This window comes from Bradyrhizobium sp. S3.3.6, from assembly GCF_040546905.1.
In the GTDB taxonomy this organism is placed as follows: domain Bacteria; phylum Pseudomonadota; class Alphaproteobacteria; order Rhizobiales; family Xanthobacteraceae; genus Bradyrhizobium; species Bradyrhizobium cytisi.
The window spans coordinates 200,576-221,139 of record NZ_JBEPOT010000015.1 but is presented as its reverse complement, the minus strand read 5'-3'; the positions used below and the strand labels follow the sequence as shown (position 1 = coordinate 221,139).

The following is a 20,564-nucleotide window of genomic DNA, read 5'->3' as shown; positions in this document are numbered from 1 at the left end:
AGCCGTCCTTGTCAGTCATTCCCGGTCAGTCATTCTTGCCGGTGAGCCCGCGCGCCTTGCCTGCCGATTGCAGGAAGGCGCGGGAGATGTCGAAGAATTCAGGCACGTCGAGCAGGAAGGCGTCGTGGCCGCGATCGGTCTCGATCTCGGCGAACGACACCCGCGCACTCGACGCATTCAGCGCATGCACCAGCGCACGCGATTCCGAGGTCGGGAACAGCCAGTCGCTGGTGAAGGAGACCACGCAGAAGCGCGTCTCGATTCCGGCGAACGCCTTTGCCAGCACGCCGCCATGGTCGCCGGCGATGTCGAAATAGTCCATCGCGCGCGTGAGATAGAGATAGGAGTTGGCGTCGAAACGCTCGACAAAGGACGAGCCCTGGTAGCGCAGATAGGACTCGACCTGGAAATCGGCATCGAACGAGAAGGTCGGCAGCTCGCGGTCCTGCATGCGGCGGCCAAACTTGCGATGCAGCGCGGCGTCCGAGAGATAGGTGATGTGTGCAGCCATGCGCGCGACCGCGAGGCCGCGATGCGGATGGATGCCCTGATCGGCGTAGGCGCCATTGTGCCAATCGGGATCGGCCATCACGGCCTGACGACCGAGCTCGTGGAAGGCGATGTTTTGTGCCGAGTGCCGCGTCGAACAGGCAATCGCCAGCGCCGAGTAGACGCGCTTGGGATAGGCCGCGGTCCATTGCAGCACCTGCATGCCACCCATCGAGCCGCCGACGACCGCGAACAGCGTGTCGATGCCGAGCCGGTCGATCAGCATCGCCTGCGCGCGCACCATGTCGGGGATGGTGATGACGGGGAAATCCAGGCCCCACACCTTGCCGGTCGCGGGATCGATCGAGGCCGGCCCGGTCGAGCCCATGCAGCCGCCGATCACGTTGGAGCAGATGATGAAGTAGCGGCTGGGATCGAGCGGACGGCCGGGGCCGACCAGCGTCTCCCACCAGCCGGACTTGCCGGTGACGGGGTGCACATTGGCGACGTGCTGATCGCCGGTCAGCGCATGGCAGATCAGCACGGCGTTGGACCGATCGGCGTTGAGCTCGCCATAGGTCTTGTAGGCGATCTGGAACGGGGTGAGATCGATGCCGCAATCGAGCCGCAGCGGTTGGTCGGCGCCGAACTGCGCGACCTCCGAACTCGGATGATCGACCTCATGCGACCGATCGTCGGCACTGATCGCGGGACTGGGGACAGACTTGACGCCAACCATCTCTGACCATCGACCTCGTTTGCGATCGGACTTCAGATCGCGACTGACATCAGGCCATAAAAAACCCGGCCTGAACGATAGGTTCGGCCGGGATCGGAAGTGTCCCCGGCCTGTTTAGCGAGTTTTTTAACGTGGCTGCAAGCCGGCCGGCTCAAATGACCACGGAACAGGCAAAAACCTACCGGCTTGGGCGCTTTTCGTCAAGTCGCGGTTCGGATGAGCCAAATTCGCTCCCGTGCTGCCAGCCGACGCGGGCCTGACTTCTCTTTGCATTTCTCTTTGCTTTCGCCGCCCATCCTGCCTAATCAGAACCTCGACCACAGCCTCTCAACAGCACGTCGCAGATATGTCCCAACGTCCGCCCGCGCCACCATCGCTCCAGGAATTGCGCAAGGAGATCGACGCGATCGACGAGGGCATGCATCGCCTGTTGATGCAGCGCGGCGACATCATCGACCGCCTGATCCAGGTGAAGCAGACCCAGGAGGTCGGCTCGGCGTTCCGCCCGGCGCGCGAAGCCTCCATGATGCGCGACATCGTGCAACGTCATCGCGGCATCCTGCCGCTCGACACGGTCGAGAGCATCTGGCGCGTCATCATCTCCACATTCACCTATGTCCAGGCGCCGTTCTCCGTGCATGCCGACGTCTCGGTGAGCGAGCCGGCGATGCGCGATTCGGTGCGCTTCCATTTCGGCTTCACGGTTCCTTACGTCGCGCATTTCAGCGCGCAGGCAGCGGTCGAAGCGGTGGCGAAGTCCAAGGGCGATCTGGCGCTGGTCTCGGCGACTTCGAGCCGCACGCCGTGGTGGCTGGAGCTGGAAGCGGACGGCGCGCCAAAAATCATTGCGCGGATGCCCTTCGTCGAGCGCGCCGACCATCCGGCGGCGTTGCCCGTGTTCGCGGTCTCGCGCGTCGCCGACAGCGCCGTGGTGACGGAGGTCGAGACCTTCAGTGTGCGTGTATCCGGGTGGAACGTCGAGGTCGCGCGGGCGCTGTCGCCGCTCGCCGAGATCGTGGCGGTGCCCGATACCGCCTTCGACGGCGCGGCGCTGCTGGTCTCGGTCACGAGCGCCTCCAGCATCGACAAAATCAGGGCTGCCCTGATCGAAGCAGGGGCCTCGGTGCGCTCCACGGCCCTCGTCGGCAGCCACGCAACGCGCTATACGGTGCCCCCGACCGGGTCGAAATCGTAAGTCGCGAACTGACCTGGCCACACCGGAGTTGAAGATGTCCCGCCCCGTGCCGAATCCCGGCATTCTCGATATTGCGCCCTACACGCCCGGAAAGAGCCCGGTCGCGGAGCCGGGCCGCAAGGTGTTCAAGCTCTCGGCCAACGAGACGCCGTTCGGACCCTCGCCCAAGGCGATCGAGGCCTTCAAGCGCGTGGCGGACCATCTGGAAGATTATCCCGAGGGAACCTCGCGCGTGCTGCGCGAGGCGATCGGCCGTTCGTTCGGGCTCGATCCGAACCGCATCATCTGCGGCGCCGGCTCGGACGAAATCCTCAACCTGCTCGCCCACACCTATCTCAGCCATGGCGACGAGGCGATCTCGACCACGCACGGCTTCCTGGTCTACCCGATCGCGACCATGGCGGTCGGCGCCAGGAACGTCATCGCGGCGGAGAAGAACCTGACCTGCGACGTCGACGCCATCCTCGAGGTGGTGACGCCGCGCACGAAACTGGTCTGGCTCGCCAACCCCAACAACCCGACCGGGACCTATATCCCGTTCGACGAGGTCAAGCGCCTGCGCGCCGGCCTGCCCTCGCACGTGCTGCTGGTGCTGGACGCCGCCTATTGCGACTACGTCTCTCGCAACGACTACGAGATGGGGATCGAACTCGTCGCCACCACCGACAACACGGTGGTGACGCATACCTTCTCCAAGATCCATGGTCTCGCCGCACTGCGCATCGGCTGGATGTTCGGCCCCGAGCACATCATCGACGCGGTCAACCGCATCCGCGGTCCGTTCAACGTGTCGACGCCGGCGATGTACGCCGCCGTCGCCGCGATCGAGGACACCGCGCACCAGGCGATGTCGAAGCAGTTCACCGAGACCTGGCGCAACTGGCTGACCGAGGAGATCACCAAGGTCGGGCTGAAGGTGACGCCGGGCGTCGCCAATTTCGTGCTGATCCATTTCCCGACCGACAAGGGCAAGACCTCTGACGACGCCGATGCGTATCTCACCAAGCGCGGCCTGGTGCTGCGCGCGTTGAAAAACTACGGCCTGCCGCATTCGCTGCGCATGACCATCGGCACCGAGGAGGCCAACCGCCTCGTCGCCGAGGCCTTGCGCGACTTCATGGCCGGCAAATGAGCGTGGACCCGCACTTCCAGCGCGTCGCGCTGATCGGCTTCGGCCTGATCGGCGGCTCGATCGCGCGCGCAGCGAAGCTCCAGGGGCTGGCTTCCGAGATCGTCACCACCGCGCGCTCGGAGAAGACCCGCGCGCGGGTGCTCGAGCTCGGCATCGTCGACCAGGTCGTCGCGACCAACGCGGAAGCGGTGAAGGATGCCGATCTCGTCATCCTCTGCATTCCTGTCGGCGCCTGCGGGCCGGTGGCGCAGGAGATTGCTGCGCATCTCAAGCCCGGCGCTGTTATTTCCGACGTCGGCTCGGTCAAGGGCGCGATCGTCAGGGACATGGCGCCGCACCTGCCGAAGGATGTTCATTTCGTGCCGGCGCATCCGGTCGCGGGGACCGAGCATTCGGGCCCGGATTCCGGCTTCGCCGAGCTCTTCATTAACCGCTGGTGCATTTTGACGCCGCCGGAAGGCACCGACGCCGCGGCCACCGCGCACTTACGCGCCTTCTGGGCGGCAATGGGTGCCAAGGTCGAGGTGATGACGCCGGATCATCATGATCTCGTGCTCGCGATCACCAGCCATCTGCCGCATCTGATCGCCTACACCATCGTCGGCACCGCCGACGAGCTGCAGCAGGTGACGGAATCGGAGGTCATCAAGTTCTCGGCCGGCGGTTTCCGCGACTTCACCCGCATCGCGGCCTCCGATCCGACGATGTGGCGCGACGTCTTCCTCGCCAACAAGGACGCGGTGCTGGAGATGCTCGGCACCTTCACCGAGGATCTCGCAAAGCTCACCCGCGCGATCCGTCGCGGCGACGGCGAGGCGCTGTTTGATCACTTCACCCGCACCCGCGCCATCCGCCGCGGCATCGTCGAGATCGGCCAGGATTCGGCAGCGCCGGACTTCGGCCGGCCGCATGCGGCGCTGAAGAAGCCGTAGCTGAAGTAAACCCGGATGGGGCGCAAGCGCGGCTCCCTGCCTAGAACGGATAGTACCGGATCTGCGTCATGACGATGTTGTCGTCGGTCTTGGGCGCGCCGCCGACACCGGCGAAGGCGAACCGCTGCGTGTAGGAATACTGCACGCCCGCTTTCAGCGTGCCGTAGTTGCCCTGGTAGATGGTGTCGTAGATGCCGGCGGTGATCTGCCGGACTTCCCTGGTGTTACCGTTACAGGTCGCGGCCGGCGTGTTCTCGGTGAAGCAGCCGGTGTTGTTGTAGAGCGGATTGCCGTAGCCGAACGGAGTGATCCCGACATTGGCAAAACTGGCCTTGGCCTTTTCCAGACCGGCGTAGCTGTAGACATCGAGGCTCGGCGTCGCGTGCCAGATCAGGCCGACCGCGGCCGCCGTGATCGTCAGCGGCAGCACCGTGCCGTCCTGCGCCACCGCCGCATCGGGGAACGGCGTCGCCGTGAAGCGGCCGAGCACGCCATGCGCGCCGTAGAGCTGGAGGTCGAGGGTCTTCGGAATCAGCTCGGCGAAGACGTGGCCGCCGAAGCTGCCGGTGTCGTAGCCGTGGTTGGCGCCATTGAAGCGATCGAACAGCTGGCGATAGAGCGCCCAGGCTTCGACATGCAGCTTGTAGGGCCCGAGCCGCGGGTCCCACGCCGCCTTGACGGTGACGTCGGGCACCTGGTTCAAGCTGACATTGTTGAGGTTGTTGAAGAAGCTGCCGCCCGGCCCGGTCAGATTGACCTGGAGGTTCGGATTGAGCACGCCCTGCGGACCGGCCGCGGGCGTACCGACCGTCGGCATGTTGCCGCCGAAGAAGGCGGTCTGCGGATTTTCGACCGACGCGGCGAGCTTGAACTCGGGCCCGAGATCCTTCCAGACGCGCAGACCTGGCTGGCGTGCCGCCAGAAATCCCGGAACGGATTCGAAGTCGATCACGCCGGGCGCGTCGACGCCGCGAGGATCGATGCCCGTCTTGGTCGGCGCGTTCAGCGACCAGGATTGGCCGGCGAGGAAGTGCAGGCCGAGATCGGTCCGGTCGAGCTCGAGACTGAGCTGCCGCATCCGCGGATTGAAGGAGTTGGTGGCAACCGAGCTCGCCGTCTGCGCCGCGCCCTCGAAGTCGATTTCGCCGTAGCCCGCGAGATGCGTATCGGGATCGGCATTGCCTTCGGCCAGCACCGAGAACCGGCTCTGGCGCGCGGAGAACCGCGTCTCCGGGAAGTAGAAATTGTGGCTCTGCTGATAGGGAATGAAATTGTAGACCGAGCCGGTGTCGGAGGCGATGTTGCGGGAACGGTAGATGCCGGTGAGATCGACCCAGCCGCCGAATGTCAGCGTGACGCCCTTGTAGCAGATCTTGCCGCCCGCACATGCCTCGACGGGCAGCGCCTTGTAGGTCCCCGGCATCGGCATGGCTTTGGCCTGCACTTCGACCTGACGCGTCTTACGCGCCTCCGAATCCACCTTCTGCTGCAGCTCCTTCAGCTTGGTCTTCAGCGCCTGGATTTCGGTTGTGACATTGTCGTCGGCACGCGCCTGTCCCGAACAGGCAGCGAGTAGTCCCAGCATCAGTCCGCTGTTGATGATCCGCACGTAAGCCTCCCTCCACTTGGGAAGCAGGTGCTGTTGGTTGCGCCTCCGGCGCGTGCATGCTTCCCTGGTGTGGAGTGATGCGAATGGGCGAGCAGTTATTCGCAGGCCTGCGCATCTTCTGCGTCACGTTTTCCTGACGATCATGTCCGGAATATTTTCGCCGCTCGCCCGATCCGCACGCGCGCGATCGCCGCGCCGGTGATGCAGCGCGCATTGGGCCCGACCGGGACCATCACGATTAGGCGAAGCGGCCGTGACGTAGCCAGTGAGAGTGACGACAGCTAGTACAGCGGCGGAATCTGGCCGACCTGGACCGGGCCGAGCAGCACGGCGCCGTCGACGAATTTCAGCGGGAAGCTGCGGGCCTTCTTGCCCTCGAGCGTGCTCTCGGTGCCGATCGAGTTGATGCCGGCGGCCACGCCGGCATTGGCGTTCTGCTTGATGACCTTGCCGAGGCCGGGAACGGCACGGTCGAGCGCGCCAAAGAGATTGTTGAGGTCCTTGGACTTCACGCCGGGCGCGACGCGATCGAGCGTTGCCTGCGGCACGCCCTCTTCCAGCATCTTCTCGATGCCGAGCGCCGGGATGACGCGTTCAAGACCGGCCACGGTCATCTGCAATTCGCCATCCAGTCGGCCATTGGCCGAGAGGCCCAGCGTGCCGGCCGCGACCGCGATCATCTCGCCCTGCTGGATCCGCGACTGCACGATCTCGATGTGACCGCCGGCGGCCTGGATCTCGCGGAAGCGCTGCGGCCAGGGTTTTGGGGTGAGATCGGAAAGCCCGGTGATCTTCGCGCGCGTGTCGGCTTCGAACGGCTCGGCGAGCAAGGGATGAACGCCCTGGATGCTGCCCTGCGCGATCTGGAGCACGGTCTCGATCACAGGATGATCGGCCGGCGATCCGTCCGCGATGCGCCCATGCAGCTCAATCTGCTTGGCGCGCGCGAGCGGCACCTGCACCGAACCATCAAGCCTGACGATGCTGGGATCATCGAACACGATCGAGGCGCGTTCCGGGATGGCCGGCAAGCCGACCACGCTGCTGCGGCCGTTGCTCCAGTTCACCACGAAGGTGTTTTGCGTGACGCTATCAGTCAGCGTTGCCGGCGCGGAAAATTCGGCGATGACGTGCTTGGGATCGTAGACCTGCGCCAGAACCAGAATGTTGTCGAGCTTGGCCGTGAACGGCGTCTTGCTCGCATTCTGCGAGACCAGGGCGACGTTGGCGCCGGAGCACTGGACCTCGAAGCGGAACGGGAAGCCGGCAATCGAGCGCTTGGCGCAATCATAGATGCGGCCGGATTTGGCCTCCTGCGCGCGCCAGGCATCGGCCGCGACCTCGGCCTGCGAGGCCGCATAGAACCAGAAGCCGCTCCAGGCGATGGCGAGGATCAGGAGGAGGACGGGAGCAATGAAGAGCCCCCAACGGGAGCGCCGGCCTGCGGCAATAGTCATATTGGACATGCGGCGACCCTTTGACCCCAGATTTTGTCAAATGTAAGCGAGGCCGGCCCCCGACGAAAGGCGGAGAATTCGCTTCGCTTGGGGGCACGGTTCTGCTAGCCGTGCCCGAAATGTCGGAAATCACCCTCCCCTCCGTCACCAGCGCCAAGGGCGACCTCTGGGTGTTCGGCTACGGCTCGCTGATGTGGCGGCCGGGCTTCGAATTCGAGGAGCGCATCCCGGCGCGGCTGGTCGGCGAGCATCGCGCGCTCTGCGTCTATTCCTTCGTGCATCGCGGCACGCCGGAGCAGCCGGGCCTGGTGCTGGGCCTCGACCGCGGCGGCGCCTGCCGCGGCATCGCCTTCCGCATCGCTGAAAAGAACCGTGCCGACGTGGTCGCCTATTTGCGGGCGCGCGAGCAGGTGACCTCCGTCTATCGCGAGGTGATGCGCTCGGTGTGGCTGGAGAACGAAGCGCGCGAGCGCGTCTCGGCACTCGCCTATGTCGTCGACCGCGGTCATGTGCAGTACGCCGGCCGGCTGTCGCTCGCCGACCAGCACCGCCATGTGCTGCAGGGTCACGGCCAGTCCGGCGCCAACCGCGACTACGTGACGGCGACCGTGAAGGCGATCGAGGCCGAAGGCTTTCGCGACACGCAATTGCATCAGCTCGCGACCATGCTGCATGGCGACGCGCATTCGCTGCACGCGCCCGCTCCCGCGGAAGATCGAGAGAACCGCTAGCTCTCCGAGGGAGCGTAGCTCGGCGCGCTGCCGATCAACTGCTCCTGCTCGTTGCGGCCCGCTTCGACGATGCGAGCGGTCGCATCCTCGATCGCCGTCTGCACGCGCGCGAGAAACTCACCCTTGGGCAGGCCCGGAGGCAACGGATCGAGGAACTCCACCACCAGCGTGCCGGGATAGCGCATGAAGGTGCGGCGCGGCCAGAACAGGCCGGAATTGAGCGCGATCGGCAGGCACTGCACGCCACAGGACGAGTAGATCTGTGCAAAGCCGGTCTTGTAGTCCGGCGGTGCTCCCGGCGCACGGCGCGTGCCTTCCGGAAAGATGACGAGCTGGCCGCCTGCACGCACCGTCTCGCGCGCGCGACGTGTCATGTCCAGCAGCGCCTTGACGCCGGCATTGCGGTCGATCGCGATCATCCCGGTCTTGACCAGGAACTGGCCGAACACCGGAATCTGCATGAGCTGGCGCTTGAGGATGAAGATCGGGCGATTGAAGAAACCCAGCAACACGAAGGTCTCCCAGAACGACTGGTGCTTCGCCACGATCACCAGCGGTCCCTGCGGGATCTTCTCGACGCCGCGGAATTCCACCCTGATGTTGCAGACCACGCGCATCAGGACCAGTGTCGCCTTCGCCCACCATCTCGCGACCGTCAGCATGGCACGCGGCGGCAAGGCGAAGGTCGGCAGCGCCACGATCGCGAGGCACACCAGCACCGCGTAGAACAGCACGTTGAACAGCAGCGAGCGCAGGAAAATCAGGAACATCAAGAATCCGATCAATTGGCCTGTGCGGTGGCGGGCCGCCTGGATTGCAGGCCCGCAGGCTGCTCCGACAGTTCGGGGGAAAGGTCAATCCCGAAATCTTCCAGCCGCACCCTGAGCTCGGCGGCGACGTACTTGACATATTCGGACAACAGCAGCCGCAGCGTCGAGGCCGAGGTCCACCACGGCTCCTCGCGCCATTTGTCGCCGACCACGGCGAACGGAACCAGCGTGGTCCCCGGCATGGCATGCGAGAATTCCACCAGCGCGCGCGGCATGTGATAGTTCGAGGTGACCACGATCAGCGATTTGAAGCCGCGCCCCTCGGCCCAGCGCCGCGCCTCCGCCGCGTTGCCGCGGGTCGAGAGCGCGGTGCGGTCGAGATCGACGCAGCAGGCCATGAAGGATTGGTTCTCCGGCAGCGTCCGGGAGATGTCGCTCGCGGTCGAGGTCGGATGCACGCCCGAGATCAGGAGCCTTTTGCCGTAGCCGGCCGCCAGCAGCTCCATTGCATCCGAGACCCTCGAGGATCCACCGGTCAACACCACGATGCCGTCAGCCTTGCGGTCCGGCGCAATCTCGGCGCCGCGCAATTGCGACAGGAACGCGACGAAGCCCGCCGCTGCGCCGACGAAAACGAACGCGATCGTCGACACGACGGTCGCGCGCAGCCAGCCGCGCGGCAGTTTCGGCGATGTGTCGTCGATCGGCGAGGTCATATGATGTCGGTGATCCCTTCCCCGGATTATTTTAGGACGTTTTGAGGCGAAGTGGAGTCCGGTTTGTCGGGCTCAATCCACGTCGTTCAGTGTCGAGAAAAGGGTCTGGCGCGAGGCGACCGCTGTGATGGCGCCGATCAGGACGGCCTGCACCGCGAGCACCACATAGCCGGACGGCCGCAGCGAGAAGGTGCCGAGCAGGGCCGCGAACTGGTCGCCGACCGGGGTGCCGGAGAACCAGCCCGCGATCGACTCGGAGAAGCCGAACAACAGCATGGCGACGCCGCCGCCGATGACGCCGCCTTCCAGGCCGAGCCTGAGGAAATGCCGCAGGAAATGATTGGCGATGTAGCGGTCGCCGGCGCCGACGAAATGCAGAACCTCGACGATCGGGCGGTTCGCCGCCATCGCGCCGCGGGTCGCGAACGAAACCGAAATGATGGTTGCGACGATGACGAGCGCGAGGATGCCGATGCCGGCGAGCACGGTGGCGTTGGTCATCGAGCGCATCCGTTCGATCCAGGCGCGGTGATCGTCGACGCTGGCGCTTGGCGCCACTTGCGTCAAGCGGGCGCGCAAGGCGCCGAGATCGAGCGCTGTGCCCGGCTGCACGCGCGCAATGATCATGCGCGGCACCGGCAGATCGTCCATCGACAGCCCGGTGCCGAGCCAGGGCTCGAGCAGCTTGCCGCTCTCCTCCTTGGTGAACGGCTTGACCTCGACGATGCCGGCCTGCGCGCGCATCGCCTCGGTGACGGCAGCGGTATCGCGCTCGATGTCGCGTCCGGATTGCGGGCGGACCTGGATGGTGATCTCGCTCGCGACATCGGACTGCCATTCCGCGGCCGAGGCGCTGACCAGCAGCACGGTGCCCGTCGTCATCGAGGCGAGGAAAGTCATGATGGCGACAACGGCGACCAGCGCGCGGCCGTGGATCGAGGCGCGCGGCACGATCGGCGACATGTTGCGCGCCCTGGCCGGCAGCTGCGGACGTTCCTGTCCGAGATCGACCAATACGCCGCGCTCGTCGGTCCTACTCATAGACGTGCAGCCGGCCCTGATGCAGCACGAAGCGGCGCGCTTCGTACTGGTCCATCAGCGCGATGTCGTGGGTTGCGATAATGACGGCGGTACCGGATTTGTTGAGCTCGATGAACAGCCGCAGCAGTCGCCGCCCGAGCGTCGGATCGACGCTGCCGGTCGGCTCGTCCGCAAGCAACAGCTGCGGCCGCGAGATCACCGCGCGCGCGATTGCCGCGCGCTGCTTCTCACCGCCGGACAGGATCGGCGGCAGCGCATCCATGCGCTCGCCGAGCCCGACCCAGCGCAGCAGGTCGATGACTTCCTTGCGATAGCTCGATTCGCTGCGGCCCATGACGCGGAACGGCAGCGCCACGTTCTCGTAGGTCGTCATGTGGTCGAGCAGGCGAAAATCCTGGAGCACGATGCCGATGCGCTTGCGCAGATCCGCGATCTCGTCCTTGCCAAGCCGGGAGATGTCGTGGCCGAACAGATTGACGAGGCCACGGGTCGGCCGATGCGACAGGAACAACAGGCGCAACAATGACGTCTTGCCGGCGCCGGACGGGCCGGTGAGGAACTGGAAGGAATGCGCCGGAATCTGGAAACTGAGGTCGCGCAGGACCTCCGGCCCCAGACCGTAGCGCAATCCGACATTTTCGAACCGAACCAAGCTCAGCTCCGTTCGAGAGGGGACGCAGGTCGCACGCCAGCAAGGTTTCGCCGCATGCAATCAAGGGGTTGTGCGACCGTTATGGTTTCCGGTTCGTTAACGGTCGCCCTGTAGCATCCGAGGCAGCATCTTAGAACTATCCTTCCTTAGAAGTCCCTTGGCGCCCGGCTCCGCGCGACAAGGTCATCGTCGAGGCCGTCCATGCATATTGTCTGCCCCCATTGTACGACATCCTACGCGATCAAGCTTGCGAGCCTTGGGGCCAATGGGCGGACAGTCCGCTGCTCCCGCTGCAAGGAGACGTGGATGGCGCATCCCGCGGATGCCGTCGGGGAGGCCGCCGTGCCGGCCTTGGCCGAAGCCAGCCAGACTGACGACCAGTCCGACCTCGCCGAGCAGTGGAACTCCTACGCCAAGGACGATTCAACCGCCGAAACCCCGATGGTCGAAAGCCCCTCGATCGCCAGCGACTGGCCGACAGAGGACGCCGCCGAGCCCGAGGACGAGTGGTCGGCGGCGGCCCGCGCCGCCGAGGAGGAAGTCGTCGGCGCGCAGCACCAGTCCTGGTTCAGCGGCCTTTTCAGCCGCCGCGGGGCAAAGGTGAGCCGCCCGGCCCCGGCCGTGGCCCGGCGAAAATCCCATTTCGGCCTGCCGACCGCCTGCGCCGCCATGGGCGCGCTGGTGCTGGCGCTGGTGATCTGGCGAGGCGACATGGTCCGCCTGCTGCCGCAGACTGCGGCCTTCTACAAGATGGTCGGCTTTGAGGTGAACCTGCGCGGCCTCGCCTTCAAGGACGTCAAGCTCTCGACCGAGACCGTGGACGGTAAGCAGGTGCTGGTGATCGAGGGCGCGATCGTGGGCCAGGGCAAGAGGCCGCTCGATATTCCGCGCCTGCGCTTTGCCGTGCGCGACGCGCAAGGCGCCGAGATCTACGCCTGGAATTCGGTGCTGGAGCAGACCGTGCTGCAACCGGGCGAGCGCGCCTTCTTCCGCTCGCGCCTGGCCTCGCCGCCGCCGGAAGGCCGCAATATCGACGTTCGCTTCTTCAACCGGCGCGACATTGCCGGCGGCAGCGTGTAATCAGGCGCCGTCGCGTGCCGCACGGGAGGTTGATCCAAAGGTTGGTGTCATGCCAAGAGTGTTGATCGCCGATGACGAGGATTCGATGCGCCAGCTGGTGGCGCGCGCCATCGCCATGGACGGCCACGAGACCGTCACCGCACAGGACGGCGCCGAGGCGCTGGAGATCCTGACCCGCGAGGACGGCGCGTTCGATCTGTTGCTCACCGACATCCAGATGCCCGTCATGGACGGCATCGCACTCGCACTCTCCGCTGCGCGTGACTTTCCCCAACTGACCATTTTGCTGATGACCGGCTTTGCCGATCAGCGCGAGCGTGCCTCGAACCTCAATGCGCTGGTGCATGACGTGGTCACAAAACCATTCTCGGTCGCGGATATCCGCACGGCGGTGGCGGATGCGCTGGCGGCGAAGAAGGGGTAGTGGGCGGGGGCGGCCACATATTCCACTGTCATGCCCCGCGAAGGCGGGGCATCCAGTACTCCGCGGCCTCTCGATTCAATCACCGTCGTCTCTGGAATACTGGATCGCCCGCCTTCGCGGGCGATGACAGTGAGCTTGTGGCGACCCCGCCTCAAAAATCCTTCAGCAGCCGCTCGAGATAGTCGAGCTCGATCTGCGGACGCGCGGGGTCGCCGAGGCGGCGGCGGAGCTCCTCGAGGATGCGGCGAACGCGCTGGACGTCGATCTCGCCGGGGATCTTGACCGTGTAGTCGTCGCCGAACTCGCGGCCGTGCAGCGGACGGCCGAGCGGGTCGGTCTGGTTGCCGCCGCTCTGCTGGCGCCCGATGCGATTGCCGGGACCGTCGCCCTGGCCGTCGCCGTCGCCCTGCTGCATCGCCTCGGCCATCTTCTGCGCACCCTTGCGCATCGCATCCAGTGCCTTGCCTTGGGAATCCACCGCGCCGTCAGCATTGCCGTCGCCGAGTTTCGAGCCCGCATCGCCCATGGCGTTGTCGGCGGAATCGAGTCCGCCGTCATCATCACCCTGGTCAGCGTCCTGATCGCCATCCTGGCCGGGCTGGCCCTGGTCGCCTTGCTGTCCCTGCTGGCCCTTCTGTCCCTGCTGGCCTTTCTGGCCCTTCTGCGAGAGGCCGCGCTTGGCCATCTCGTCCTGGAGCTTCTTCAAGCGGTCGCGCAGCGACTGCTGGTCCTGCTGCAGGTCCGACATCGACTGGTCGCCCTGTTGCTGCTTGCCGCGCATGCGATCGCGCCGGGAGTCCTGGCCCTGCTTGTAGGTCTTGTCGCGCAATTGCTGCTGCTTGCGGATCATGTCGCCGAGCTCGTTGAGCGCCTGCTCCATGTCGCTCTCGCCGGACTGCCCCGGCTGCGCCATCTGCAGGCCTTCCAGCATCTGCTGGAGCTGATCGAGCAGCTGCTTGGCCGCGTCCTTGTCGCCGGAGCGCGACAGGCGCTCCATGCGGTCGATCATGTTCTGGAGGTCCTGCTGGCGCAGGATCTTGGTGTTGGGATCAAGCGGACGCGCGAGCTGCTGGGCATCCTTGTTGTTGCGGAACTGCTCGGCGAGCTGGCGCATGAAATTGTCGAGCGCCGCCCGCAGATCCTGCGTGAGCTTCTTGATCTCCTCGTCGCTGGCGCCGCGCTCCAGCGCCTGCTTCAGCGCGTCCTGCGCCGCGCGCAACGCCTTCTCGACGTCGGAGATGTTGCCGTCCTCGATCGTCACCGCGAGCGCCCACAGGCTCGCCACCACCTCGCGCAATGAATCATCCGTGCGCGCGGCCTCGAGCTGGTGCGCGACACTGTACAGGCCGAGATATTGTCCGGCCTCCTGCGTGAACAGCTCGGGCGCGATCATCAGCGCGTCGAGCGCGGTGTAGACGTCGGAATTCTTGTTGGCGTCGAGCGCGAGGATGCGGCGCTGCTCGATCAGCGCGCGTGCGAGTGGCTTGGTGAACAGCCGCTCGGGCAGGCGCATGTTGAACGGCTCGCTCTTCGCCTCGTTACCGGCCTCGTCCTTGGCGGTGAGCGTCAGCGTGACATCGGCGCCGGCATAAGGATCCTCGCTGAGATCCTTCACCGTCTGACCGACGCCGTTACGGGTGCGCGCATTCGGCAGCACCAGCGGAAATTTCGGCGGCTGGAACAGCGGCCGCGCCGCGGTCTTGTTATCAGTCTTGCCATCGCCGTCCTTGCCCGCATCGGCGGAACGCGGAGCGACTTGCGCCTCGGCGCCGGTGACGCCGTAATCGTCCTCGATCTTGTAGACGAGCTGGAGCGCGCCGCGCGCCTGGCGCTCCGGATCCTTGGCCAGCGCAATGGTCGGCGGGCGGTCCGGCGTTGCCGCAAAAGCCCATTGCGGCTGGCCCGAGGGGGCGCGGACATGCGCAGTGCCGTCGCCGGTGATGGTGAAATGCTTCTCGTTGGTGCCCTTGGGCGTGGCCTCAGCCGGCGCGACTTCCTTGAGGCCGCCGGACACCACGACATCCAGGCTGCCGCCGGAGGAGCGCACGATCAGCGTCGAGCCGGCGGGAACACCGAGCGGGCCGGAGGCCGGAAGCGCGGCCGCTTCCTTGTTGGCGGCCGACAGAATCACGGGCGGCTTGCCGGTGTAGAGCGGCGGCGTGACCCAGGCGTCGACACGGACATTGGTCGGCGTCAGCACGCCGTTCCAGTCGAAGGCAGCGCCGAGCCGCAATCCGCGCTCGTCGCCAGCGGCGAAGAAGGTCGCGACCAGCATCACCATGACCAGCGCACGCAGCGCCCAGGGGTCATGGATGGCGAGGTGCGGGTGCGGCAAACCGGCGCGGATGCGCTTGAGCGAGGCCAGCGTGCGCTCGCGCTGTGCCTGCCAGAGCGCCTGCGCAATCGGATCCTGCGAGGTTAGCGTGTCGGTGAGCGTCGTGGCCGGGCGATGACGGATGCCCGAACCGCGGTCGAGCCGGGCGAGCGCCTCCTCGCGGCTCGGCCAGCGAAACCGAATCAGGGGGAACAGGGCGGCAGCCGCAAGGCCTGCGAAAATGACGAGACCGATGGCACGGGTGACCAGGGGCAGTGCCAGCCAGAGGCCGGCCCAGGACACCACCAGGAATAGGCCGACGACGGTGAGAATACGCGCCAGCCCGGGCCAGGCACGTTCCCACGCGATGGCATAAGTGGACCGCTTGAGGGCCTGCGCCAGCTTCAACCGCGACAGAGCGTCGCCATCGCGGATCGGGTCTGACGGCTCGGGGGTGACGCCGTTCAATCAACTCTCCAGGTTACCCGGTGGAGTGAAGCGTACCACAACGGCAGCACTGAGGCATCCGTTCCTGTACGGGACATCCCCCTTTTCCCGCATAACACGAGGACGTGACTGCTCCGGCTCAACCCCGTAGTTTCCGCGCCGCCATCCAAGGAAAACAAGGAAACGTCATGGACAAGAAGATGCACGACAAGGGCCTGGAAGTCCGCAAAGCGGTACTGGGCGAGGCCTATGTCAACAACGCGCTGAAGAACGTCGACGACTTCAACCGTCCGTTCCAGGAGATGCTCAACGAATATTGCTGGGGCACGGTGTGGGGCCGCGAGGAGCTGCCGCGCAAGACCCGCAGCATGCTCAACATCGCGATGATCGCGATCCTCAACCGCCAGCATGAATTCCGTGCGCATCTGAAGGGCGCGCTCACCAACGGCGTCACCCGCGACGAGATCCGCGAGATCCTGATGCAGGTCGCGATCTATGGCGGCATGCCGGCCGCCGTCGACAGCTTCAGGATCGCGCGCGAGGTGTTTGCGGAGATCGACGGAAAGGCGTGAGGCCGACAAACAGCATTCAACGTATTGCTCCGTCATTGCGAGCGAAGCGAGCAATCCAGAAAGCCTCTGCGGCAACAGTCTGGATTGCTTCGTCGCTTCGCTCCTCGCAATGACGACGGGAAGGAAATAACACCATGGATATCGGATTCATCGGCCTTGGAAACATGGGTTTCCCGATGGCGCGGCGGCTGGTCGAGGCAGGACACAAGCTCGTCGTGTTCGACACCCGCAAGGAGGTCGTTGACAAGCTTGTCGCGCGCGGCGCGACCGCTGCGGCATCGCCGAAGGATGTTGCCGACAAGGTCGAGACTGTGATGGCGAGCCTGCCGTCGCTGCAGGCCTCGCTGGAGGTCGCAACGGGCGCGAACGGCGTGATCGAGGGCAGCCGCGCCAAACGTTTCATTGATCTCTCCACAGTCGGCTCGGCGATGGCGGCGAAGATTCACGGCCTGCTCGCCAAGCGCAACATCGTGCAGATCGACTGCCCGGTGTCCGGCGGCGTCGGCGGCGCCGAGAAGGGCACGCTGGCGGTGATGGTGTCGGGGCCGAAGGCGGAGTTCGAGCTGTTGAAGCCCGCGCTCGACGTGATCGGAAAGGTGTTCTTCATCGGCGAGAAGCCGGGCGCTGCACAGACCATGAAGCTCGCCAACAATTTCCTCTCGGCCACCGCGATCGTGGCGACGTCGGAAGCCGTGGTGATGGGCGTCAAGGCCGGGCTCGATCCCGCCGTGATGATCGACGTCATCAATTCAGGTTCGGGCATGAACACGGCGAGCCGCGACAAGTTTCCGCGCTCGGTGCTGCCACGGACCTTCGACTTCGGCTTCGCCACGGGGCTGATGGTGAAGGACGTGCGGCTGGCGCTGGAGGAGATGAAGCAGCTCGGCCTGTCGATGGAGGTCGCGGATGCCGTCGGGCGGCTGTGGGAGACGGTGATCAGCGCCGAAGGCGCCGAGTCCGATTTCACCGCAGCGATCAAGCCGATCGAGAAGAAGGCAGGTGTGGTGGTCGGCGGCAAGACCGGCGGATTGGCGGGGAAATAACCGCGCAGCCCGAGCTGTCGAGACGCCATCGCGCCCTGATCCTCACAACCGAGACGCGAAGCTGCGGGCTGCTTCGCGAGGTGGCGCTTCATCCTTGAGTTGTATTCGTTGTGGGGTATCCTGCGGGCCCTACACGACTGCAAAAAAAATCAGGGAGGACGGAATGAAGCGTCATCGACACTTACTTGTCGGTGCGACCACGGCCCTGTTTGCCTGTGTCGCACTCGGTACGTCGCCCGCCATGGCGACGGCGTGCACCAATCTTCGATCCTTGCAACTGCAGCACACGGTGATCAATTCGGCGGACGACAACACGACCGGCACCTTCGTGCCGCCTGGCGCGAGCCCGATCACCGGCCTTCCCGCCTTCTGCCGCGTCACCGCAACCGTGATCCCGAGCTCGGATTCCAGCATCAAGATCGAGGTCTGGCTGCCCGAGACCACGTGGAACGGCAGGTTCCTCGGCACCGGCGGCGGCGGCTTCCAGGGCGTGATCACCTACAACGAGCTCGCCATCGGCATCCAGGGCGGCTTTGCCGCGACCAACAGCGACCTCGGCACCGGATCATCGGGATGCAATCCGCTATTCTGCGGCTCGGCCGGCAACATGGGAAATCCGCTCGCGATCGAGTTCGGCGATCCGACGGCGCCGTCGACCGGCCTGTTCGGGCATCCCGAGCGGATCAAGGATTTCGGCTACCGCGCCATCCATCTGATGACCGAGCGGGGCAAGGAGATCGTCAGCGCGTTTTACGGCCATCGATCGCAACGGGCCTATTTTGCCGGCTGCTCCACCGGCGGCCAGAACGCCCTGATGGAGGCACAGCGCTTCCCCAACGATTATGACGGCATCCTCGCCGGCGCCGCCGCATTCAACCGCACCCATTTGCACATGGCGGGACTCTATGGCTGGCAGAACACGCATGCGAGCCCCGGCCGGTTCATCCAGGCCGGCCAGATGACGCTGATCAACCAGGCCGTGCTGAAGCAATGCGTCGGCCAGGACGGCGGCGCCAAAACCGATCAGTTCCTGACCGATCCGCGCGACTGCCATTTCGATCCGAAGGTCCTGCTCTGCACCGGCGGCAACGCACCGCCGGCCTGCCTGACCCCCGACCAGGTCACGACCATGCAGCGCTATTACGCCGGCACGATCGACCCGGTGAACGGACAGCTCGTCAATCCGGGCTCCGAGCGCGGCAACGAGACCGACGACATCCTCGCCCTCGGCCTGGCGTTTCAGGAACGACTGCCCGAGCCGGCCTTCGACGGCCTGTTCTACTGGGTGTTCGGCCCGAGCTTCGGCTATCCGGCAAGCCCGACCAATTTTGCCAATTTCGATTTCCACCGCGACATCGACAAGGTCGACGACCAGCTCGCCACGGTGCTGAACGCGACCAGCACCGATCTCGGCGAATTCAGGGGACACGGCGGCAAGCTGCTGATGTACCACGGCTGGGCCGACCCGCTGATTCCGTCCCAGAGCAGCATCAACTATTTCCTGGCCCTGGTGGGGAATGAAGGCCCGGGATTCCAGCAAGGCCTCCAGCCGGTCGGCTTCTTCGATCACGGCAACGGCAATCCGGCGCTGCGACGGACCCAGAGTTACGCGCGTCTGTTCATGGTGCCCGGGCTGTACCACTGTTCCGGCGGCCCCGGTCCCAACACGTTCGATGCGCTCACACCGCTGGTCAAATGGGTCGAGGCCGGCGTCGCGCCGGAGACGATCCTCGCCACGAAGTTCGTGGCCGATACGCCGCCCGCGGTTCAGATGACCCGGCCGCTCTGCGTCTTCCCCAAGGTCGCGAAATACAACGGCAGTGGCGACACCAACAACGCAGCGAGCTTCACCTGCGTCACCGACGAGAACGATTTCAACCAGAAACCGGCTCCGAAATACGGGCCGTGACAAACACGCGGCGCCGGCGAGCGCATGCTCGCCGGCGTCCTCACAGCCACGGCGCCGGCGTATCCATCGCGATCAGCTGCTCGACCTCGATGCGCGGGCGCACGACCGCGTATTGATCACCCTTCACCAGCACCTCAGGCACCAGCGGTCGCGTGTTGTAGGTGCCGGCCTGCACGGCGCCGTAGGCGCCCGCGGTCATGATGGCGATGAGATCGCCCACCTTCGGCGTCGGCAGCGTGCGGTCGAGAGCGAGGTAGTCGCCGGTCTCGCAGACGGGGCCGACGACGTCGGCCACGACGGTCGCCGCGCCCTTTGCCGGCTGCGTCACCGGCAGGATGTCGTGATGCGCCTCGTACAGCGTCGGGCGGATGAGGTCGTTCATCGCGGCGTCGATGATGACGAAGTTCTTGCCGTCGCCGTGCTTCACATAGATCACCTTGGCGACGAGGATGCCGGCATTGCCGACGATCATGCGGCCCGGCTCGAACATCAGGGTGCAGCCGAGATTGTGGCTGACGCGCCTGACCATCGCGGCATAGGCATCCGGCGCCGGCGGCGCCTCGCGGTCCATGTAATAGGGAATGCCGAGCCCGCCGCCGAAATCGACGTGGCTGATGTTGTGGCCGTCGGAACGCAGCGTCTGCACGAATTCGGACAGGATGCGGAACGCGGTCTCCATCTTGGACAGGTCGGTGATCTGGCTGCCGATATGCACGTCGGTGCCGGTCACTTGGATGCCCGGCAGCTTCGCGGCCCGCGCGTAGACCTCGCGAGCATGCGCGATCGGGATGCCGAACTTGTTCTCGGACTTGCCGGTGGAGATCTTGGCATGCGTGCCGGCATCGACGTCCGGATTGACGCGGATGGAGATCCGCGCGGTCTTGCCCGTCTCGGTCGCAAGCCGCGAGAGCAATTCGAGCTCGGGCTCGGATTCGACGTTGAGACAGAGGATGTCGGCGGCGAGCGCGGCGCGCAGTTCGTCTTCGGTCTTGCCGACGCCGGAGAACAGGATCTTGCTGGCAGGGATACCGGCGGCCAGCGCGCGCTTCAGCTCACCGCCGGAGACGACGTCAGCGCCGGCACCAAGCTTCGCCAGCGTGCGCAGCACCGACTGGTTGGAGTTCGCCTTCATGGCGTAGCAGACCAGCACCTTCTCGCCGGCAAAGGCATCGGCGAAGACGCGGTAGTGCCGCTCAAGCGTGGCTGTTGAATAGCAATAGAACGGCGTGCCGACGGTTGCGGCCAGCTCGGACAGGTTCACCGCCTCGGCGTGCAGCACGCCGTTGCGGTAGTCGAAATGGTTCATGGCATT

Annotated in this window: 18 protein-coding genes and 1 riboswitch; of the genes, 9 read left to right on the top strand and 9 right to left on the bottom strand. The window is 65.5% G+C overall.

Annotated elements, in window-relative coordinates:
• Positions 1-25: 25 nt before the first annotated feature.
• Positions 26-1,228, bottom strand: coding sequence for a homoserine O-acetyltransferase MetX (metX, locus tag ABID59_RS32825; RefSeq protein WP_354086102.1), 1,203 nt, complete (start codon positions 1,226-1,228; stop codon positions 26-28).
• Between the two features lie 93 nt (positions 1,229-1,321).
• Positions 1,322-1,401, bottom strand: a riboswitch (SAM riboswitch).
• A 173-nt stretch (positions 1,402-1,574) separates the two neighbouring features.
• Between metX and ABID59_RS32820 the strand changes: the two genes are divergently transcribed.
• From ABID59_RS32820 to ABID59_RS32810, 3 genes are read left to right on the top strand one after another with little or no spacing between them, the layout of a single operon-like run.
• Positions 1,575-2,423 carry a chorismate mutase gene (locus ABID59_RS32820; protein ID WP_354086101.1) on the top strand — a complete coding sequence of 283 codons (849 nt, stop codon included), beginning with the start codon at positions 1,575-1,577 and terminating at the stop codon, positions 2,421-2,423.
• Positions 2,424-2,457: 34 nt separating this feature from the next.
• Positions 2,458-3,555 (top strand): histidinol-phosphate transaminase, encoded by a 1,098-nt coding sequence (gene hisC / locus ABID59_RS32815; protein ID WP_354086100.1) that lies wholly within the window; start codon positions 2,458-2,460, stop codon positions 3,553-3,555.
• Positions 3,552-4,487: a prephenate/arogenate dehydrogenase family protein gene (locus ABID59_RS32810; protein WP_354036952.1), complete on the top strand. Its 936-nt coding sequence runs from the start codon at positions 3,552-3,554 to the stop codon at positions 4,485-4,487. The genes hisC and ABID59_RS32810 overlap by 4 nt, the downstream gene beginning before the upstream one ends.
• Positions 4,488-4,527: 40 nt before the next feature.
• Here ABID59_RS32810 and ABID59_RS32805 read toward each other — a convergent pair whose 3' ends face one another.
• On the bottom strand, positions 4,528-6,096 hold the full coding sequence (locus ABID59_RS32805; RefSeq protein WP_354086099.1) for a hypothetical protein: 1,569 nt from the start codon (positions 6,094-6,096) through the stop codon (positions 4,528-4,530).
• A 281-nt stretch (positions 6,097-6,377) separates the two neighbouring features.
• A complete protein-coding gene (locus tag ABID59_RS32800; RefSeq protein ID WP_354086098.1) occupies positions 6,378-7,562 on the bottom strand; it encodes a DUF2125 domain-containing protein in 1,185 nt (394 codons plus the stop codon).
• 110 nt (positions 7,563-7,672) lie between these two features.
• Here ABID59_RS32800 and ABID59_RS32795 point away from each other — a divergent pair, with 110 nt between their 5' ends.
• A complete protein-coding gene (locus tag ABID59_RS32795) occupies positions 7,673-8,284 on the top strand; it encodes a gamma-glutamylcyclotransferase (protein ID WP_354086097.1) in 612 nt (203 codons plus the stop codon).
• Here ABID59_RS32795 and ABID59_RS32790 read toward each other — a convergent pair.
• The 4 genes from ABID59_RS32790 to ftsE form a co-directional block, all read right to left on the bottom strand.
• Positions 8,281-9,054 (bottom strand): lysophospholipid acyltransferase family protein, encoded by a 774-nt coding sequence (locus ABID59_RS32790; RefSeq protein ID WP_148751705.1) that lies wholly within the window; start codon positions 9,052-9,054, stop codon positions 8,281-8,283. The genes ABID59_RS32795 and ABID59_RS32790 overlap by 4 nt on opposite strands.
• Before the next feature lie 11 nt (positions 9,055-9,065).
• The gene (locus tag ABID59_RS32785) at positions 9,066-9,770 is read right to left on the bottom strand and encodes a YdcF family protein (RefSeq protein WP_354086096.1); all 705 of its coding nucleotides are present in this window, start codon (positions 9,768-9,770) and stop codon (positions 9,066-9,068) included.
• A gap of 72 nt (positions 9,771-9,842) precedes the next feature.
• The gene (locus ABID59_RS32780) at positions 9,843-10,811 is read right to left on the bottom strand and encodes a cell division protein FtsX (RefSeq protein WP_148751702.1); all 969 of its coding nucleotides are present in this window, start codon (positions 10,809-10,811) and stop codon (positions 9,843-9,845) included.
• Positions 10,804-11,463: a cell division ATP-binding protein FtsE gene (gene ftsE / locus ABID59_RS32775; RefSeq protein WP_148751700.1), complete on the bottom strand. Its 660-nt coding sequence runs from the start codon at positions 11,461-11,463 to the stop codon at positions 10,804-10,806. Before ftsE ends, ABID59_RS32780 begins: the two co-directional genes overlap by 8 nt.
• A 201-nt stretch (positions 11,464-11,664) precedes the next feature.
• Between ftsE and ABID59_RS32770 the strand changes: the two genes are divergently transcribed.
• Entirely contained in the window at positions 11,665-12,543 is an 879-nt protein-coding gene (locus ABID59_RS32770; RefSeq protein ID WP_148751698.1) for an MJ0042-type zinc finger domain-containing protein, read from the top strand.
• Between the two features lie 49 nt (positions 12,544-12,592).
• Positions 12,593-12,967, top strand: coding sequence for a response regulator (locus ABID59_RS32765; protein ID WP_148751696.1), 375 nt, complete (start codon positions 12,593-12,595; stop codon positions 12,965-12,967).
• Between the two features lie 151 nt (positions 12,968-13,118).
• Here ABID59_RS32765 and ABID59_RS32760 read toward each other — a convergent pair whose 3' ends face one another.
• Entirely contained in the window at positions 13,119-15,749 is a 2,631-nt protein-coding gene (locus ABID59_RS32760; RefSeq protein ID WP_354086095.1) for a TIGR02302 family protein, read from the bottom strand.
• Between the two features lie 167 nt (positions 15,750-15,916).
• Here ABID59_RS32760 and ABID59_RS32755 point away from each other — a divergent pair, with 167 nt between their 5' ends.
• From ABID59_RS32755 to ABID59_RS32745, 3 genes are all read left to right on the top strand, one after another.
• Positions 15,917-16,300, top strand: a complete 384-nt coding sequence (locus ABID59_RS32755) for a carboxymuconolactone decarboxylase family protein (RefSeq protein ID WP_008567285.1) — start codon at positions 15,917-15,919, stop codon at positions 16,298-16,300.
• Positions 16,301-16,434: 134 nt separating this feature from the next.
• Positions 16,435-17,343, top strand: coding sequence for an NAD(P)-dependent oxidoreductase (locus tag ABID59_RS32750; protein WP_354086094.1), 909 nt, complete (start codon positions 16,435-16,437; stop codon positions 17,341-17,343).
• Positions 17,344-17,506: 163 nt separating this feature from the next.
• A complete protein-coding gene (locus ABID59_RS32745; protein WP_354086093.1) occupies positions 17,507-19,252 on the top strand; it encodes a tannase/feruloyl esterase family alpha/beta hydrolase in 1,746 nt (581 codons plus the stop codon).
• A gap of 40 nt (positions 19,253-19,292) precedes the next feature.
• Here ABID59_RS32745 and lysA read toward each other — a convergent pair whose 3' ends face one another.
• Positions 19,293-20,558 carry a diaminopimelate decarboxylase gene (gene lysA, locus ABID59_RS32740; RefSeq protein WP_148751690.1) on the bottom strand — a complete coding sequence of 422 codons (1,266 nt, stop codon included), beginning with the start codon at positions 20,556-20,558 and terminating at the stop codon, positions 19,293-19,295.
• Positions 20,559-20,564: the final 6 nt, after the last annotated feature.

Coding starts and splice junctions, on each gene's coding strand:
- lysA (WP_148751690.1), bottom strand. CDS start 20,558: ATGAACCATTTCGACTACCGCAACGGCGTGCTGCACGCCGAGGCGGTG.
- ABID59_RS32755 (WP_008567285.1), top strand. CDS start 15,917: ATGGACAAGAAGATGCACGACAAGGGCCTGGAAGTCCGCAAAGCGGTA.
- hisC (WP_354086100.1), top strand. CDS start 2,458: ATGTCCCGCCCCGTGCCGAATCCCGGCATTCTCGATATTGCGCCCTAC.
- ABID59_RS32765 (WP_148751696.1), top strand. CDS start 12,593: ATGCCAAGAGTGTTGATCGCCGATGACGAGGATTCGATGCGCCAGCTG.
- ABID59_RS32795 (WP_354086097.1), top strand. CDS start 7,673: ATGTCGGAAATCACCCTCCCCTCCGTCACCAGCGCCAAGGGCGACCTC.
- ABID59_RS32810 (WP_354036952.1), top strand. CDS start 3,552: ATGAGCGTGGACCCGCACTTCCAGCGCGTCGCGCTGATCGGCTTCGGC.
- ABID59_RS32790 (WP_148751705.1), bottom strand. CDS start 9,054: ATGTTCCTGATTTTCCTGCGCTCGCTGCTGTTCAACGTGCTGTTCTAC.
- ABID59_RS32800 (WP_354086098.1), bottom strand. CDS start 7,562: ATGTCCAATATGACTATTGCCGCAGGCCGGCGCTCCCGTTGGGGGCTC.
- metX (WP_354086102.1), bottom strand. CDS start 1,228: ATGGTTGGCGTCAAGTCTGTCCCCAGTCCCGCGATCAGTGCCGACGAT.
- ABID59_RS32745 (WP_354086093.1), top strand. CDS start 17,507: ATGAAGCGTCATCGACACTTACTTGTCGGTGCGACCACGGCCCTGTTT.
- ABID59_RS32780 (WP_148751702.1), bottom strand. CDS start 10,811: ATGAGTAGGACCGACGAGCGCGGCGTATTGGTCGATCTCGGACAGGAA.
- ABID59_RS32820 (WP_354086101.1), top strand. CDS start 1,575: ATGTCCCAACGTCCGCCCGCGCCACCATCGCTCCAGGAATTGCGCAAG.
- ABID59_RS32770 (WP_148751698.1), top strand. CDS start 11,665: ATGCATATTGTCTGCCCCCATTGTACGACATCCTACGCGATCAAGCTT.
- ABID59_RS32750 (WP_354086094.1), top strand. CDS start 16,435: ATGGATATCGGATTCATCGGCCTTGGAAACATGGGTTTCCCGATGGCG.
- ABID59_RS32785 (WP_354086096.1), bottom strand. CDS start 9,770: ATGACCTCGCCGATCGACGACACATCGCCGAAACTGCCGCGCGGCTGG.